This is a genomic window from Thalassovita aquimarina (genome assembly GCF_018219815.1).
Taxonomy (GTDB): domain Bacteria; phylum Pseudomonadota; class Alphaproteobacteria; order Rhodobacterales; family Rhodobacteraceae; genus Thalassobius; species Thalassobius aquimarinus.
In genome coordinates this window covers 226641-242454 of sequence record NZ_JADMKU010000004.1, presented here as the reverse complement: position 1 = coordinate 242454, position 15814 = coordinate 226641, and the positions used below count along the sequence as shown (strand labels likewise).

The window sequence follows — 15814 nt, the reverse complement described above, 5'->3', positions numbered from 1 at the left end:
GGCTTCATATGCGGTGTTTCGCTGGGGTTCAGCCGATACGACGTTCGATCCGGGGAGTTTTTTGACGCTTGGCGTCATTGGCGCGAATCCAATCCAGGGTCTGTTCGAACGGCATCGGCCGGGCGATGCCGAAGCCCTGGACATGGTGACAGCCAAGCTGCGCCAGCATGGCGTGTTCGCCAGTGGATTCGACCCCTTCGGCCAAGGTGTCGAGCTTCAGGTGTTCCGCCAAAGCCAGGATCGCCACCACGATGCGTTGCTGTTCGCGGTCGCTGTCCACCTTCATGACGAAAGAACGGTCGATCTTGATGCGCTTGACGGCGAAGCGGCGCAGCGAGGCGATGGAGGCATGCCCGGTGCCGAAATCATCAAGGTCGATGCTGCAGCCCATCTGCGACAGCGCGTTGATATTTCGCGCAATCATGTCGCTGGGGGCGGCGGACACGACGGTTTCCAGAACCTCGATCGCCAACCGTTCCGGCGGCAGGTTCAGCCGGTCGAGTTCCCAGCCGATACGGTCGGCGAGTTTGGGATTGCGCAACTCGTCCGAGGCGAAATTGACCCCGATCTGCGGCACGTTGAACCCGGCCTCGTCCCATCGGCTGAGCGCCAGCAGTGATCGCGTCAGCATGACCTCGCCCAGCCGTTCCATCATTCCGTGATGTTTCAGCAGTGGCAGGAATTCGGACGGCGGCACCATGCCGCGGCGCGGATGGGTCCAGCGGGCCAGGGCCTCGAAGCCGGTGACTTCGCCGGTATCGGTGGAGATCTGCGGCTGGAACCACGGTTGGAACGCACCCGTTTCCAACCCCTCTTCGGCGTCGCGGGCCAGTTCGCTGCGGCTGATATGCGCCGCTTTCATGCCGGCGGAATAGGCCCGGATGGCAGACGGACCATTGAGCAGCGCTTCATCCAAAGCCGCTTCTGCGGCGTTGAGAAGCGTTTCGGCGTCGGGTTTGTTGATTTGCCGATCCAGCACGAAACCGACCGCGCAGGACACGTAGACATTGCTGGCATCCACCGCGATCGGTTCTTCCACCGCGCGTTGCAGCCGGCGCGCCAGTTGGATCGCCGTTTCAAGGCTGAAATGGCGCACCGGCGCCAGGACCACGGCAAATTCGCCACCAGGCCGCTGCAGCACGTAATCGCCCGGACGCAGCGCCGATCCGATCCGGCCGACCTGCCGTTCGCAGATCTGCTGCGCGACGCCCTGCCCGTGATGGTCGAGCAACTTGTCGAAATCGTCGAGCGCCAGCAGGAAACAGGCCATCCGCTGGTCTTTGCTCTGTGCCTCGGCCAGGTTTTCGCGCAGCAGGTCGGGCAGGCGCGGCGCGGCGTCGCCGGGGCGATAGCTGATTGTCTGGCTGAAGCCGCCGGCAAGGGCATACAGCACCGGCAGGCCCAGCGACACGGCCAGAAGCCAGCCTTCACCGCCGAACCAGAAGGCGCCCAGAACCACGGCGGGCAGGAATGCAAGGATATGCGGACCGGTCAGCGCGGCGCGCAATTTGCGACGCAGCCCTTCGAATGCTGGCGGTATGTCTTGCATGACGGAATGCCCTTTCTCGCATTGGCTGCGAGAAGGTTAGGCAATAATTCTCAAGAGCGAATTAACGCAGTTTCGGAACCTCGTCCGAAATCTGGTCAATTTTATCCGTTCCCAGTGTCAGCCCGGCGAAATCGAACAGTTTCGGGTCCAGCATGTGCGACGGCCTGATATTCATCAGTGCCCGGAACATTACCTGGCGGCGGCCCGGGCTGTTCTTTTCCCATTGATCGAGGATCTGCTTGACCTGCTGGCGCTGCAATCCGTCCTGCGAACCGCACAGGTCACAGGGGATGATCGGGTAATTCATCGCACGCGCGAACTTTTCGCAATCGGCCTCGGCCACGTGGGCCAGCGGGCGATAGACGAACAGGTCACCTTCTTCGTTCACCAGCTTCGGCGGCATCGTCGCCAGCCGCCCGCCGTGAAACAGATTCATGAAGAACGTTTCAAGGATGTCGTCGCGGTGATGCCCCAGCACCACGGCGCTGCAGCCTTCCTCGCGGGCAATCCGGTACAGGTTGCCGCGCCGCAGCCGCGAACAGAGCGCGCAATAGGTCCGGCCCGCCGGGACCTTGTCCATAACAACGCTGTAGGTGTCCTGGTATTCGATCCGGTGCGGCACCTGCATCTTTTGCAGGAACTCCGGCAGCACGGTGGCCGGGAACCCCGGCTGCCCCTGGTCGAGGTTGCAGGCCAGCAGTTCCACCGGCAGCAGCCCGCGCCATTTCAATTCGTGCAGCACCGCCAACAGCGTATAGCTGTCCTTGCCGCCCGACAGGCAGACCAGCCATTTGGCGCCCTTTTCGATCATCCCGTATTGTTCGATCGCCTCGCGCGTATAGCGCACGATCCGCTTGCGGAGTTTTTTGAACTCCGTGGACTGCGGCGCGCCGTGGAACAGCGGGTGGATTTCGTCTGCATCATCAAGCATAGCGCGCCAAATAGGGCATTGCAGGCTTCCGGGCAAGCAAACATAGGCAGGGGTGGTCACCAATGTCTCTGGTCCGGCGTCAGACCCAGATCGCGGCGCAGGTGATCATTGAGCTCGGACGGGTATAAGCGCCGGGGGCGACGTTTGTTCGACACTGTGAAAAGGGCGCGAAGCACGGACCAACGGCCGTGCCGTTCCACCAACTTTCCGATGCTCGAAATCAGGTCGTGATGCGGGGCGCCTGCGGTGACATCTTGCGACATTCGGTGATCCTCCTCTACTGAGTCGCAGGCATCGTAAAAGTTCAAGTATGCTTTAGCTCAAGCCCCGGTCCCGAGAATTTTCAGGCCGGGCCGGGGGCATGCGCCTTGGCTGTAGGCATGGACATGAACCGGCCATCGCCCCGTCCTGAACGGCTTGGGCGCAGGCGAGGATCCGCTGATCAAATGGATGGAATTTCCAGGCTGCCATCAGCGGACTTGCAACCCCAGCGAGTTATATATATCAAAAACAGAATATTTGTGGATGAGTGAAGCGCGCACCTGAAAACGAGGAAGGCAATGTACCAGTATCAATACAGCAAGGAATTTGCAGGCAGTGCAGGCAGGCAGGGCGAATCGAGTTCCGAAAGCGTCACCGTTGCGGAAAATGGCGGGACGACGGTTGAACAGCTTTTCGCCGGCAAAAAGGGCGGAACAGGTTTCTGGACCGGCGATACGGACGCGCAGACCGTTACAATCACCTATAGCGACGAAGCTATCAGCGAACTGCTGTTCATGATCGAAGAGGAAAAGCTCGCCGGGGATATCTACGAGGCGTTTTACGACCTCTACGGGATGAAAATCTTCGCAAATGTCGCGGCATCCGAAAGCCAGCATTTCGATGCGCTGGTTGACCTGGCCGAAAGCATCGGTCTGGACGTGGACGAATTCATCTACGAACCCAGCGGCACCTTCGTCGACGAAGAGCTTCAGCAGCTTTACGATACGCTTATCGCGCAAGGCAGCGTGTCGGCGACCGATGCGCTCGAGGTTGGCGTCGCGATCGAGGAAAAGGACATGATCGATATCGCCGAGGCCGCCGATGCGGTCGAGGGCACGGCGCTTGCCTCGATCTACGAAAACCTGTTGGCGGGGTCCGCCAATCATCTCGAAGCGTTCCAGGACGTGCTTCTCTAGGCCTGAGCATGATGCAGCCCGGAGCGAAGGCCGGCCGGAATGCCGGCCTTCTTCTCCCGGCGACAGGAGGCATGGGGCTTGCGCCTTCGGGCAGCGGGCCGGGGTCATGCCCGGAACCAAGCCGTCTGCCGGGGCGCCAACCCAATTGTGCGTGGATTGACATTCCTCAACCTACGCGCGCAAGATTTCCGTTAAAGTATCGTCAGAGATGCGGCCCGATGGTTGGACCGTGATTGATGAGGGTACGTGAATGGCATCCGTTTCAAGCTTTTCGTTTGACTTGGAGGCGCAGGGGCACAAGGCAAAGCTGCATATCAAGATCGGGGCCGCGCCGGGCATCGAGGAATGGCGCTGCCATCCGACCGATTTTCTGGGGGCGGCCAAGGGAACGGTGGCCTGGCGCAAGAACGAAATCGGGCTGTTTTCCGCTTCCGGCAATCTGGAAGGGGCGTTCACCTATGGTGTTCTGGTTATTCCGCAGATCGGCCTCGACAATGTGGCGGTCGGGATGGTCGGGGATGCGCGGTTCGAAAACTGGGGACCCGGCAAATGGGTTCTGAAGAACAAGTGGGTGTCCTGACGGCCGCGGCTTCGCCGATGGTCAGGTCTGATTCCGGTTGGATTTTGCGTCGTGTTCCGGGTCGCTGCCCGGCACCGGGTCATAGCCGTCACTGCCCAGCGGATGACAACGCCCGATGCGGCGGATCGTCAGCCAGCTGCCCTTGATCGCGCCATGCCTTTCCAGCGCCTCAAGCGCATAGGCGCTGCAGGTCGGCTGAAAGCGGCAGCCATGGCCCACCCAAGGCGAAAACAGCAGCCTGTAGGCCCGGACGGGCAGGGCGGCGATATGGGCAAGCGGTGTCATTTGCGATCCTGGTGCAGCTTTTTCAGCGCATAGATAAGATCGGTCTTGAGCTGTTCAAAGGGGCGCGACGCCGTGACCTCGGCCCGGCCGATGAGGACGTAATCCCAGCCGTCGCGGCCATGTTCGGGCAAAACCTGCCGCGCCACTTCGCGCAGCCGCCGCTTGGCCCGGTTGCGGGCCACCGCGTTACCGACCTTCTTGGAACAGGTAAAGCCGACGCGGATGCCCTGCGCCGGCTCGTCGGGTCCGCGTTTGCGCCCCTGCACCATCATGCCGGCGGTGCCCTGCCGGCGGGCGCGGGCGGCGCGCAGGAAATCGGGGCGCTTTTGAATGACGGACAGGCAAACAGAAACCGCCGGGGGGGTGATCCCCGTGGCGGCGCTATCGCCATTCACAGGGGCCTCCGGCGGTGTCATCTGTCCGAAAAGTGGCTGAGGCTTACGCGCTCAGCGACTTGCGGCCACGCGCGCGACGCGCGTTCAGGATTTTGCGGCCTGCTTTGGTGGCCATACGCGCACGGAAGCCGTGGCGGCGCTTGCGAACCAGGTTCGAGGGCTGGTAGGTGCGTTTCATCGCTCCGTCTCCAATTCAATTGGGGCCTGACAAGCGGATTCGCCGGCCCGTGGTATCCGAAGCCCGTCCTATAGGGGGGAGTTCCCGGCAAGTCAAATGCCTGATCGCGCTTTTGCAACAAAAAATCGGGGCAAAACGGGCGGAGCATGGGGCAATTGTTACAAAATCCGGATTTGAGACGAAAAACTCACGTTTTTGGCTATCCCGGATCAAGCCGATGTGAAACCCCTGTCCAACCGGCCGTGAAATGCGCATCTTTGCGACGAAACATTAAAAAGCGCATCGCCACATGACAACCGGTCCCCAAAAACCTTCCCGCCGACATCCCGCTCACTACGTCCCGATGATTCTGATTGCCGTCGTGGCGGTGCTGGGGGTGGTGTTCCTGCGCGACTACCTCAGTTTCGAGGCGCTGCGCGAAAACCGGCAGGAATTGCTGGCTTTCCGCGATCAGAACTACCTTGTGAGCGTGCTGGTCTTTATGGCGGCATATATCGTGATCGTGGCGTTTTCTCTGCCCGGGTCTGCGGTGTCGACGCTGACCGGCGGATTCCTGTTCGGCACCTTTCCCGGCGCCCTGTTCAACGTCACCGCCGCCACGATCGGCGCAGTGGCGATTTTCCTCGCTGCGCGCTGGGGAATGGGCGCGCGGCTGGCCGACCGGATGGAAGAAGGCACCGGCACCATCAAGCGCATCAAGGACGGGATCGACGAAAACCAGTGGTCGATGCTTTTCATCATCCGGCTGGTTCCGGCGGTGCCGTTTTTCGTCGCCAACCTGATTCCGGCGATGGTCGGCGTGCCGTTGTCGCGATTCGTCGTCTCGACCTTCTTCGGCATCATCCCGGCCGGCGTGGTGTTCACCTCGGTCGGTGCCGGGCTGGGCGAGGTGTTCGAGAGGGGCGAGAGCCCCGATCTGGGCATCATCTTCGAACCCGCCATCCTGTTGCCGCTGCTGGGGCTGTGCGCCTTGGCGCTGCTGCCGGTCATGATCAAGGCCCTACGCGGCCGGAAAGGAATTTGATGCAACGTATCAAGACCGACCTGCTGGTCATCGGGGCCGGGTCCGGCGGCCTGTCGGTGGCGGCGGGCGCGGTGCAGATGGGCGCCGACGTGACGCTGCTGGAAGGGCACAGGATGGGAGGCGATTGCCTCAACTACGGCTGCGTGCCCTCCAAGGCCTTGCTGGCCGCCGGTCACGCCGCCCACGCGATGGGGTCGGGGGCGGCGATGGGAATCGCCCCGGTGGCGCCCGAGATTGATTACGCGGCGGCCAAGGATCACGTGATGCGGGTGATCGACCAGATCGCACCGGTCGACAGCCAGGAACGGTTCGAAGGTCTGGGCGTGCGGGTGATCCGCGACTATGGCCGTTTCACCGGGCTGCGCACGGTGCAGGCCGGGGATACCGAAATCACCGCCCGCCGCATCGTCATCGCGACCGGGTCGTCGCCCCTGGTCCCGCCGATTCCAGGGCTGGACACGGTGCCTTATCTGACCAACGAAACCCTGTTCGATCTGCGCGAAAAGCCCGACCACCTGCTGATCATCGGCGGCGGACCGATCGGGTTGGAAATGGCGCAGGCGCATCGTCGGCTGGGCTGTAAGGTGACGGTGATCGAAGCGATGAAGGCACTGGGCAAGGACGATCCCGAACTGGCCGCTATCGCGCTGGGCGCCCTTCGCGCCGAAGGGGTCGAGATCGTCGAAGATACCCCGGCCGAAAAGATCATCGGTGAGGCCGGTCAGATCACGGTGGAAACGCCGAAGGGCGCGTTCACCGGGACCCACCTTCTGGTCGCGGTCGGGCGCAAGCCGAACATCGACCGGCTGGACCTGGAAAAGGCCGGGATCGCCGCCGGCCGCGCGGGTGTCACGGTCGACGACCGGCTGCGGACCAGCGACAAGAAGGTTTATGCCATCGGCGATGTGGCGGGCGGGATGCAGTTCACCCATGTCGCGGGCTATCACGCCGGGCTGATCATCAGGCAGGCGCTTTTGGGTCTGCCCGCACGGGTGAGCACCGCCCATATCCCCTGGGCCACCTATACCGATCCGGAACTGGCCCAGGTCGGGCTGAGCGAGGCGCAGGCGCGAGACAAATACGGCGACCGGTTGGAGGTCGCCCGGTTCGAATATGCCCATAATGACCGCGCGATCGCCACGGGACGGACCAAGGGATTGATCAAGGTGATGGTGGTCAAGGGACGGCCCGTCGGGGCCTCCATCGTTGGTCATCAGGCCGGGGAACTGATCGCTACGTGGTCGCTTGCAATCGCCAATGGCATGAAAATGGCGGGGATTTCCGCGATGATTGCGCCATACCCGACCATTGCAGAGCTTAACAAGCGTGCTGCGGGTGCCTATTTCTCTCCCAAACTGTTTGATAACCTTACAGTCAAACGGGTCGTGCGGCTGGTGCAGAAGCTGCTGCCGTGACCCGCATGACGGAGCGCTTATGCTGAATACGCTATCAGGCCGATTTCTTGTCCTGACCATCATCTTCGTGATGCTGGCCGAGGTGCTGATCTTCGTGCCTTCGATCGCGCGGTTCCGCGAAGATTACCTGTTGTCGCGGCTTGAACGGGCGCAGATCGCGTCGCTGGCCCTGCTGGCCGATGACATGATTTCACCCGACCTCGAAGAGGAACTGCTGCGCAACGCCGAGGTGTTCAACGTCGTGCTGCGTCGAGACGAGGCGCGGCAGTTGATCCTGTCGGCGCCGATGCCGCGATCGATCGGCGCGACCTACGATTTGCGCGACGCGCCCGCCTTCACCCTGATCCGCGACGCGATGATGCGGTTGCTGAACCCTGAGCCGCAGATCATCCGGGTCATCGGCGACCCGGTGCGCGAGGCCGGGATGCTGATCGAGATTACCATGGAAACCGGCGGGTTGCGCGATGCGATGATCGATTACGGGTTGCGCATCCTGGCCTTGTCGGCGCTGATTTCGGTCGTCACCGCGATGTTGCTGTTCCTGGCGGTGCGGGTGTTCCTGGTCAAGCCGATCAAGGAGGTGGTGCAGCAGATGAAAACCTATGCCGCCGATCCCGAAGATACACGTCGCATCATCCAGCCACGATCCAGCCTGCGCGAATTGCGCCAAGCCGAGGAGGCGCTGGCCCTGATGGAAACCCAGCTGACCGGTGCGTTGAAGCAGAAGCAACGGCTGGCGCAACTGGGCGGCGCGGTGGCCAAGGTCAGCCACGATTTGCGCAACATGCTGACCAGCGCGCAGCTTTTCACCGACCGGATCGAAATGTCCGAGGACCCCGGCGTGAAGCGGTTGGCGCCGAAGCTGGTGAATTCGATCACCCGGGCGGTGCACCTGTGCGAATCGACCCTGGCCTTCGGCAAGGCCGAGGAACCCGCGCCACGGCTGGAACGTGTCTGCCTGGCGGATATCGTCAGCGACGTGATCGACAGCGAAAGGCTGTCTGTGGGCGATCACGACCTGTCCTTTGCCGAGGACATCCCGGCCGACCTGTACCTGCGCGCTGATGCCGAACAACTGTACCGGGTGATCTTCAACCTGGTGCGCAATGCGCGGCAGGCGATCATCCGTTCCGGCGACCCCGGCGAAATCAGTGTCGCGGCGCGCGACGAGGAGGAGAAGTGGACCATCCTAGTGGCCGATACCGGCCCGGGTCTGCCGCCCAAGGCGCAGGAATTCCTGTTCACCCCGTTCCAGGGCGGCGTCAGCAAGGGCGGCACAGGGCTGGGGTTGGTCATCGCCCAGGAACTTGTGCGTGGCCATGGCGGCCAGTTGCGGCTGCTTGAAACCGGACCTGCCGGAACGGTTTTCGAAATCTGCCTGCCTAAGGGCGATTTCGGTGAAGCTGACGGGAACGGACACAGGACCGGGGCCGTCGCGGCCGATCCGGAAGGCTGAATGCTTCGGAATTCCAAGTAATTTCGATGCTTCGTCAATTTCTTCAAATTTGCCCTTGCAAAGCCCGGCGGCAAGGTCTAAATCCCGCCTCCACGGACCGATAGCTCAGCTGGATAGAGTACTTGACTACGAATCAAGGGGTCGGGGGTTCGAATCCTCCTCGGTCCGCCACTAAAAACCCGCCGCAAGGCGGGTTTTTTGTTTTTGGTTCAGTATTTTGATGCAAGGCAGCCCGGCTGCAAGCATGATGCGCAGGGCTTTCCTGCCCAGTATCGTTGCTGCTCCTCTCGTTGGGGCCGCCATGCAGGTCCCACGCGGTTCAGCGGCTTCGGCGGGCAGGTTCCGACCCGGTCGGGCGGGCGCTTGCAACGCCGCCAAAGAACCGCCATGGTCCAATCCATATACAAGCTATCAAGCGGTGAGACTTGAACGAACCGGAAAGTGATCAGCAGAAAATGACGGACGCGCAATTTCGCCGCGGCCTGTTCATCATCACGGCATTGGCGCTTGTCCTGCCGCCGGGGATCGGCTTTGTGGTGTTGGCTTTTGTCGGATTTTATCCATTCCCCGAAATCCTTCAGGTCTTTCTAAGCTGGAACGCCCTGTATGCCGCGCTGTGCATGGTCGCCGCCTTCTGGTCGATCGGACGGTACGCGGAATTCGTTATCTCCAGCGCCAATTCGACATTTTCCGAACGGGCGCTTTGGTATCTGAAGATCACGCCCTGGATACTGTTTGTCATCCTCGCTTTCTATTTCATCGGCGGAGTGCTGACGGCACATGCTTCCATGCAGGCCCTGGGGCATGGCGACTATTCGATGGCGCAGCATGCGTTCGGCCTGTTTGCCGCAATCCCGGCCCTGATGATCACTGCGCTGCCGCTGTTTTTCATGCTGACGGATCATCTCGGCCGATACCTTGCCCCGCGCGGTGTCCCGGCCGTGGTCGCGCCGATGTGGCTGCGGCTGACGGTGCTTGGCCTGTTTACGCCGGTGATGATCGGTACCTTGCTGATCACGTACTACTATGACCGCACCGGGGTCTTCACGGACGATACCCTTGCCGTGTGGCTGATTCTGATCGCCGCTGCCGGGGCGGGAACCTTCCTGGCGTGGCGCAGTTTCAGGCGCAGCCTTGAATCGGTGAAAAACTTCCTGAACGCCACCGGGGGCGCACAGGCCCCACCGGAGGACAAGTTCTTGCCGGTCCCGGCGTCGCTCGATGAAATCGGCGAAGTGATATCCCGTTGGCGGGAACGGGTTGTTCGGAACCGGAAGGCGGAAACCGAACTGCGGGAAAATACCGCCCGTCTCGTCAACGCGCAGCGGATCGCGAAAATCGGCGATTTCAGCTGGGACATCCGGACCAACGCGGTGCAGCGGTCGGAAAATGTCTATCGCATCTGGGGCAGGACACCCGAACAATTCGCATCCAGCAAGGAAGCCTTTTTGGATACCGTCCACCCGGATGACCGGGCTGTCGTGTCCGATGTCCTGCGCGGCGCTTCCGAGGGAAGGCCTTACAGCATCGATTACCGCATCACGCTGCCTTCGGGCGAATTGCGATACATCCACGAAGAAACCGAACTGGCCTATGATGCTGCAGGCCGACCGGCCACGCTTTGGGGGACGGTTCAGGACATCACGCAACGCCGTGTCGTGGAAAACGAAGTGCGGCAGTTGAACGAAACGCTCGAAAGCCGGGTGGCGCGGCGCACGCAGGAGCTTGAGAAAGCCAAGAGGCGGGCCGAGGAATACCTGAACATCGCGGGCGCGATCATCGTGGCGCTCGGAAGGCGGGGCGAAATCACCTTGATCAACGATAGTGGCTGCCGGCTGATCGGTTACGAACGCGAGGAACTCATCGGCAAAGACTGGTTCGACACCTGCCTCCCCCCCGAGGACCGAGATGAGGTGCGCAAGGTGTTCTCTGCAATCGTCGAAGGGAATGGGGGGGGGCTGTCTCAGTACACCAACGCGGTGATGACCAAGGACGGAAGCCGGCGCATGGTGGCATGGCATAACTCACTGATCGAGGAAGACGGGTGCATCCAGGGATGTCTGAGTTCGGGCGAGGATGTGACCGAACGCTTGAAAACCGAACAGGCCTTGCGGCGCAGCGAACGCGAGGCCCGGCTGGTGTCGGATTCGCTGCCGGTGGGTTTGACCTATAATTCGAAGGACCTCCAGTACCGCCGGGTCAACCCGACCTATGCAAAGTGGTTCGGGAAAACGCCGGAGGAAATTCGGGGGGCATTTGTCAAGGATATCATCGATGAACAGGGGCTGCCGTTCATCTACGACCGAATCCGCACGGTGCTGACCGGCCAAACCGTCGAGTTCGAGCGCACGGTCCCGGTTTCGAACGGTACGGTCGAACTGAGCACCACCATGGTGCCGTACATCAGGGAAAACGGGGAAATCGACGGCTTCTTCTCGATCGTTACGGACATTACCGAAAGGAAACGTACCGAAGCCCAGTTCCGCAATGTCCAGAAGATGGAAGCGCTGGGCAACCTGGCAGGCGGCGTGGCGCACAACCTGAACAATCTGTTGGTGCCGATCGTGGGGCTCAGCGGTGTCAGCGCAGATGATCTGCCGGAGGGCAGCGAACAGCGCGAAGTCATGGAGCGCATTCACCGGGCAAGCGAAAGAGCGCGGGACATCGTGGCGCGCATTCTGGCGTTCAGTCGGCAGGACAAGCCCGCATTCGAGACGTTCGAACTCAAAGGCCTGATCCGGGATGCCCTGGCGCTCGCGTCGTCGAGCCTGCAATCCAATATCGCGCTGTCCGTCGACATGACCGATCGCGACACTGTCGTCGACGCGGACAAGGTGCAGATCGAAACCCTGTTTCTGAACATCTTCAACAATGCGGCCGCGGCGATTGGTGCCGTGGAAGGCGGCAAGATCGAGGTCAGCCTGCGGCGCGAAGACCTTGGACCGCGCAGGCGGGAGTTGATCGACCCTCAATTGCGCACGGGGTCATACGCGACACTTGTCGTTCAGGATAACGGGCCGGGAATGGACGACCATGTAAAGGCGCATATCTTCGATCCGTTCTTCACCACGAAGAAAGTCGGCGAAGGCACCGGTTTGGGGCTGTCCATGGCGCATGGCATCATCCGTGAACACGAAGGTGCCATCACCGTTGACAGCGAACCGGGGCAGGGCACCCGGTTCTCCATCTACTTGCCGCTGCCGGACCCCCGAAACACCCCTGTCGAAATGGAGTAATGAACATGGCCCGTATCCTGGTGATCGACGATGAAGACGACGTCTGCTTCACGGTTTCGCACATGCTTGAACGGCATGACCATGATGTTGTCGTTGCCCGAAACGGCGGGGAAGGGATCGCGAAACAACGCGCGACGCCGTTCGATGTCGTCATCACCGATCTGGTGATGCCGGACAAGGAAGGGATCGAAACAATCCGCGAGATCGTGCAGGAGTTTCCGGATCTGCCGATCGTCGCCATGTCGGGCGGCGGCCGCAACGCCACGACGAGCTATCTTGACGTCGCGGGGTTCATGGGGGCCGCGGCCACCCTGCCCAAACCGTTTCTCGAAGCCGACCTGCTGGCGGCGGTCGAAACCGCGATCCGGGCCAAAGCGTCCTGACCGGCGCGGCTCAGCCGCCGCGCACGGTGTCGATCATCAGTTGCACGTTGTCGGGATCGGCATCCGGCGTGATCCCGTGCCCCAGGTTGAAGATATGCGGCCCCTTGGAAAACGCCTTCACGATGCGGCGGGTCTCATTGATCAGGTCCTGCCCGCCGGTGACCATGTGGCGCGACGCCAAGTTGCCCTGCACGCATCCATCGACCTGCACGTGTTGGGCGGCCCATTCGGCGCTGACGCTGTCATCGACGGCGACGCAATCGGCGCCGGTCGCCTTGGCGAACCCGATATACTTGTCGCCCGCTTCGCGCGGGAAGGCGATGACGGGGATGCCCGGGTGCCGCGCCTTCAGTTCGGTGATGATTTTCTTTGCCGGTGCCAGCGCGTAGCGGTCGAAATCCTCGCCTTTCAGCGAACCGGCCCAGCTGTCGAACAGCTTGACCACCTCGGCGCCGGCCTCGATCTGTTTCGACAGGTATTCGATCGTGCCCTCGGTCAGCAGATCGATGATGCCTTCGAACACTGCGCGGTTTTCCGCCTTCAGCGCGCGCGCCGGACCCTGATCCTTGGTGCCGCGTCCGGCGATCATGTAGGTCGCCACGGTCCAGGGTGCGCCAGCGAAACCGATCAGGGCGGTTTCCTTGGGCAGTTCGCGCGACAGGATGCGCACGGTTTCATAGACAGGGTTCAGAACCTCGTGGATCGCGTCCTTGTCCTTCAGCGCCTTGAATTCGTCTTCGGTCGTCACGGTGGACAGGCGCGGCCCTTCGCCGGTGACGAACCACAGGTCGGCGCCAAGCGCCTGCGGCAGCAGCAGGATGTCGGCGAACAGGATCGCCGCGTCGAAGCCGTAGCGGCGGATCGGCTGCAGCGTCACCTCGGCGGCCAGGTCGCTGTTGTAGCACAGCGACAGGAAATCCCCGGCCTGCGCCCGCGTCGCGCGGTATTCGGGCAGGTAACGGCCCGCTTGGCGCATCATCCAGATCGGCGGGGTGGGCAGGGTTTCGCCCGCAAGGGCGCGGAGGATCAGTTTCTGCTCAGTCTTCTGCTCGGGCATCGGGTTTCCTTTCGCTTGACAGGGTTGGTCCCCTTCTGGGCCCCGGATGTCAAGCGCTGAGGCGCAAGCGGAACCAAAGGCCGCAGGGCAGGGCTCTCATGGGCGCTTGTTTCCGGCCCGCGCCGCGTCTAATCAGGGGGCATGACTTTGACCCTTCCCACCCCCGCTTCGCCGCTGAAGATCGGCACCCGTGGTTCCCCGCTCGCGCTGGCGCAGGCCCATGAAACCCGGTCGCGACTCGCGTCTGCTTTCGACTTGCCCGAAGAGGCGTTCGAGATCGTGGTGATCAAGACCACAGGCGACAACCGCGCGCTGATCGCGGCGGACAAGCCGTTGAAGGAAATCGGCGGCAAGGGGTTGTTCACCAAGGAAATCGAAGAGGTGATGATCTCGGGCGCCATTGACATCGCGGTGCATTCGATGAAGGACATGCCGGTGGCGCAGCCCGCGGGCCTGTGTCTGGATTGCTACCTGCCGCGCGAGGATGTGCGCGACGCTTTCGTGTCGCTGAAATACAAGACGCTGCAGGACCTGCCCGAGGGCGCTTTGCTCGGCTCGTCGTCGCTGCGCCGCCGGGCGCAGTTGCTGCACCGGTTCCCGCATCTGAACGTGGCCGAATTCCGCGGCAACGTGCAGACCCGGATGCAGAAGCTCGAAGACGGGGTGGCCGACGCGACCTTCCTCGCCATGGCGGGGCTGAACCGGCTGGGTATGGCCGACGTGGCGCGGTCCGCGATCGATCCCGATGACATGCTGCCGGCGGTGGCGCAAGGCGCGATCGGCATCGAACGGCGTTCGGACGACAGCCGCGCGGGCGACATGCTGGCGGCGATCCACGACGGCGAGACCGCGCAGCGGCTGGCGGCGGAACGGGCGTTCCTGGCGGCGCTGGACGGGTCCTGCGAAACCCCGATTGCCGGGCTGGCGGAACTGTCGGGCGGCACTTTGCGCCTGCGCGGCGAGGTGCTGCGCCCCGACGGGTCCGAGGTGATCGCAGAGGATCGCAGCTGCGCCATCGAGGACGGGGCGGAACTGGGCCGTCAGATGGCCAAGGATATGCTTGCCAAGGCGGGGCCGGATTTCTTCAGCTGGCGGTGAGGGGGCTCGGCTTCAAGCCTTCTTTAACAGCGTATAGTGTGGTTGCCCATGTCAGCTTTGGCTTTGCCGATGACGAGGCAACCGGAGACACCGTGCCATCCGTCGGGCTTGGCGCAAAATCGACGCCCCGCTTTTCGTCATGGCAAGATGGATGATTGCTTCCGAAGCAGCCCTGCCAAGGACGGGTGAGGGAACTTTCGCGGCAGTGTCACAGCGAAAAATGGTTCAGAGATGCCCAAGTCAAACGTCGCAGTTGCAAGAGCTCCGGTTGCTATTTCATCAGCGACCACGACAGATGGAGCAATCGCCAGCCCGACGCCTTCCCGGGCCAGCAACCGCACCATAGCCATATCGTCGACACTTGCCGCGATGCGGGGCTGTATGCCCAGATTAGCCGCGAGGTTTTCGAAGCCGGTGCGGATCACACTTTCTGTCGGTAAGATCACGGGTTCATTCTGAAGCAGCTCTGCAAGCGTGGCGTGATCAAGGCGTTCCTGCTTGCCATGAATGCGGACGGGTTGTTCCGCGATCCGCTGTGCCGCAAAACGTGACGCAGATTCGCCATGAGGAACCTGCGTGGTAAGGACAACGTCGAGCGCCAAAGTTTCAAGATCGTTTAGCAGAATCTGGGTATTTCCGGACTTCAGCCAGAAGCTGCAACCGCCTTCCAGGAGAAGCGGGCGTAAAAACTGAAGCTGAAAATTGCGCGAAAGGGTCGAAAGCGCACCGATGCGCAGCGGGGGTTCGACGGTGCTGCTTTGTTGCAGCGTTGCCAGCAATTCATCCCCTGCACTGAATATGCGGTCGGCGTGATCCAGCGCTATCCGCCCGGCTTCAGTCAAGACAAGCTTGCGCGCAACGCGATCAAACAGGTTAAACCCGAGACTGTCTTCCAGTTGCTTGATCTGAACAGACAGGGCCGACTGCGCCACATTCAGACGTTCAGCTGCGCGACCCAGATGGCCCTCGGTCGCGACTTCGCGAAAATAGCGCAGATGGTGATAGTTGAGACGAGAATGCATTCTTATTTATAGAACGAAATTTCCTTA

At 61.8% G+C, this 15814-nt stretch carries 15 protein-coding genes and 1 tRNA gene; 9 read left to right on the top strand and 7 right to left on the bottom strand.

Translation table 11 applies throughout. The features are described from left to right. Positions 1–28 precede the first annotated feature (28 nt). Together IT775_RS06735 and ttcA are read right to left on the bottom strand one after the other, a co-directional pair. Complete coding sequence (locus tag IT775_RS06735; protein WP_212700320.1) at positions 29–1549, bottom strand: putative bifunctional diguanylate cyclase/phosphodiesterase; 1521 nt, start codon at positions 1547–1549, stop codon at positions 29–31. Positions 1550–1610: 61 nt separating this feature from the next. Further along, entirely contained in the window at positions 1611–2480 is an 870-nt protein-coding gene (gene ttcA / locus IT775_RS06730) for a tRNA 2-thiocytidine(32) synthetase TtcA (RefSeq protein ID WP_212700319.1), read from the bottom strand. A 560-nt stretch (positions 2481–3040) separates the two neighbouring features. Between ttcA and IT775_RS06725 the strand changes: the two genes are divergently transcribed. Together IT775_RS06725 and IT775_RS06720 are read left to right on the top strand one after the other, a co-directional pair. After that, a complete protein-coding gene (locus tag IT775_RS06725) occupies positions 3041–3658 on the top strand; it encodes a DUF2202 domain-containing protein (RefSeq protein WP_212700318.1) in 618 nt (205 codons plus the stop codon). Positions 3659–3908: 250 nt separating this feature from the next. Next, positions 3909–4238, top strand: coding sequence for a hypothetical protein (locus IT775_RS06720; protein ID WP_212700317.1), 330 nt, complete (start codon positions 3909–3911; stop codon positions 4236–4238). Between the two features lie 21 nt (positions 4239–4259). Here IT775_RS06720 and yidD read toward each other — a convergent pair whose 3' ends face one another. From yidD to rpmH, 3 genes are read right to left on the bottom strand one after another with little or no spacing between them, the layout of a single operon-like run. Beyond that, positions 4260–4523: a membrane protein insertion efficiency factor YidD gene (gene yidD / locus IT775_RS06715; protein WP_212700316.1), complete on the bottom strand. Its 264-nt coding sequence runs from the start codon at positions 4521–4523 to the stop codon at positions 4260–4262. Further along, complete coding sequence (gene rnpA / locus IT775_RS06710; RefSeq protein ID WP_212700315.1) at positions 4520–4939, bottom strand: ribonuclease P protein component; 420 nt, start codon at positions 4937–4939, stop codon at positions 4520–4522. Before rnpA ends, yidD begins: the two co-directional genes overlap by 4 nt. Positions 4940–4961: 22 nt before the next feature. Continuing rightward, complete coding sequence (gene rpmH / locus IT775_RS06705) at positions 4962–5096, bottom strand: 50S ribosomal protein L34 (RefSeq protein WP_005980833.1); 135 nt, start codon at positions 5094–5096, stop codon at positions 4962–4964. Between the two features lie 289 nt (positions 5097–5385). Here rpmH and IT775_RS06700 point away from each other — a divergent pair, with 289 nt between their 5' ends. The 6 genes from IT775_RS06700 to IT775_RS06675 all read left to right on the top strand — a co-directional run bounded on the left by IT775_RS06700 (position 5386) and on the right by IT775_RS06675 (position 12610). Next, positions 5386–6120 carry a TVP38/TMEM64 family protein gene (locus tag IT775_RS06700; RefSeq protein WP_212700314.1) on the top strand — a complete coding sequence of 245 codons (735 nt, stop codon included), beginning with the start codon at positions 5386–5388 and terminating at the stop codon, positions 6118–6120. Next, positions 6120–7535, top strand: a complete 1416-nt coding sequence (locus IT775_RS06695; protein WP_212700313.1) for a dihydrolipoyl dehydrogenase family protein — start codon at positions 6120–6122, stop codon at positions 7533–7535. Before IT775_RS06700 ends, IT775_RS06695 begins: the two co-directional genes overlap by 1 nt. Positions 7536–7554: 19 nt before the next feature. Further along, complete coding sequence (locus tag IT775_RS06690) at positions 7555–8991, top strand: sensor histidine kinase (RefSeq protein ID WP_212700312.1); 1437 nt, start codon at positions 7555–7557, stop codon at positions 8989–8991. Between the two features lie 94 nt (positions 8992–9085). Then, positions 9086–9162: transfer RNA gene (locus IT775_RS06685), tRNA-Arg, on the top strand. Positions 9163–9446: 284 nt separating this feature from the next. Further along, the gene (locus IT775_RS06680) at positions 9447–12227 is read left to right on the top strand and encodes a PAS domain S-box protein (RefSeq protein WP_212700311.1); all 2781 of its coding nucleotides are present in this window, start codon (positions 9447–9449) and stop codon (positions 12225–12227) included. A 5-nt stretch (positions 12228–12232) separates the two neighbouring features. Then, complete coding sequence (locus tag IT775_RS06675) at positions 12233–12610, top strand: response regulator (protein ID WP_212700310.1); 378 nt, start codon at positions 12233–12235, stop codon at positions 12608–12610. Positions 12611–12620: 10 nt separating this feature from the next. Here IT775_RS06675 and hemE read toward each other — a convergent pair whose 3' ends face one another. Further along, a complete protein-coding gene (hemE, locus tag IT775_RS06670; RefSeq protein ID WP_212700309.1) occupies positions 12621–13667 on the bottom strand; it encodes a uroporphyrinogen decarboxylase in 1047 nt (348 codons plus the stop codon). 141 nt (positions 13668–13808) lie between these two features. On the opposite strand from hemE, the gene hemC reads away from it, so the two are divergent. Further along, entirely contained in the window at positions 13809–14765 is a 957-nt protein-coding gene (gene hemC, locus IT775_RS06665; RefSeq protein WP_212700308.1) for a hydroxymethylbilane synthase, read from the top strand. Between the two features lie 137 nt (positions 14766–14902). Here hemC and IT775_RS06660 read toward each other — a convergent pair whose 3' ends face one another. Continuing rightward, positions 14903–15787, bottom strand: coding sequence for a LysR family transcriptional regulator (locus IT775_RS06660; RefSeq protein ID WP_212700307.1), 885 nt, complete (start codon positions 15785–15787; stop codon positions 14903–14905). Positions 15788–15814 lie beyond the last annotated feature (27 nt).

Excerpts from the sequence above, each read along its gene's own strand:
- IT775_RS06735 (WP_212700320.1), bottom strand. The coding sequence starts at position 1,549 with ATGCAAGACATACCGCCAGCATTCGAAGGGCTGCGTCGCAAATTGCGC.
- hemE (WP_212700309.1), bottom strand. The coding sequence starts at position 13,667 with ATGCCCGAGCAGAAGACTGAGCAGAAACTGATCCTCCGCGCCCTTGCG.
- rpmH (WP_005980833.1), bottom strand. The coding sequence starts at position 5,096 with ATGAAACGCACCTACCAGCCCTCGAACCTGGTTCGCAAGCGCCGCCAC.
- IT775_RS06660 (WP_212700307.1), bottom strand. The coding sequence starts at position 15,787 with ATGCATTCTCGTCTCAACTATCACCATCTGCGCTATTTTCGCGAAGTC.
- IT775_RS06695 (WP_212700313.1), top strand. The coding sequence starts at position 6,120 with ATGCAACGTATCAAGACCGACCTGCTGGTCATCGGGGCCGGGTCCGGC.
- IT775_RS06680 (WP_212700311.1), top strand. The coding sequence starts at position 9,447 with ATGACGGACGCGCAATTTCGCCGCGGCCTGTTCATCATCACGGCATTG.
- IT775_RS06700 (WP_212700314.1), top strand. The coding sequence starts at position 5,386 with ATGACAACCGGTCCCCAAAAACCTTCCCGCCGACATCCCGCTCACTAC.
- rnpA (WP_212700315.1), bottom strand. The coding sequence starts at position 4,939 with ATGACACCGCCGGAGGCCCCTGTGAATGGCGATAGCGCCGCCACGGGG.
- IT775_RS06720 (WP_212700317.1), top strand. The coding sequence starts at position 3,909 with ATGGCATCCGTTTCAAGCTTTTCGTTTGACTTGGAGGCGCAGGGGCAC.
- IT775_RS06690 (WP_212700312.1), top strand. The coding sequence starts at position 7,555 with ATGCTGAATACGCTATCAGGCCGATTTCTTGTCCTGACCATCATCTTC.
- yidD (WP_212700316.1), bottom strand. The coding sequence starts at position 4,523 with ATGACACCGCTTGCCCATATCGCCGCCCTGCCCGTCCGGGCCTACAGG.
- IT775_RS06725 (WP_212700318.1), top strand. The coding sequence starts at position 3,041 with ATGTACCAGTATCAATACAGCAAGGAATTTGCAGGCAGTGCAGGCAGG.
- IT775_RS06675 (WP_212700310.1), top strand. The coding sequence starts at position 12,233 with ATGGCCCGTATCCTGGTGATCGACGATGAAGACGACGTCTGCTTCACG.
- ttcA (WP_212700319.1), bottom strand. The coding sequence starts at position 2,480 with ATGCTTGATGATGCAGACGAAATCCACCCGCTGTTCCACGGCGCGCCG.
- hemC (WP_212700308.1), top strand. The coding sequence starts at position 13,809 with ATGACTTTGACCCTTCCCACCCCCGCTTCGCCGCTGAAGATCGGCACC.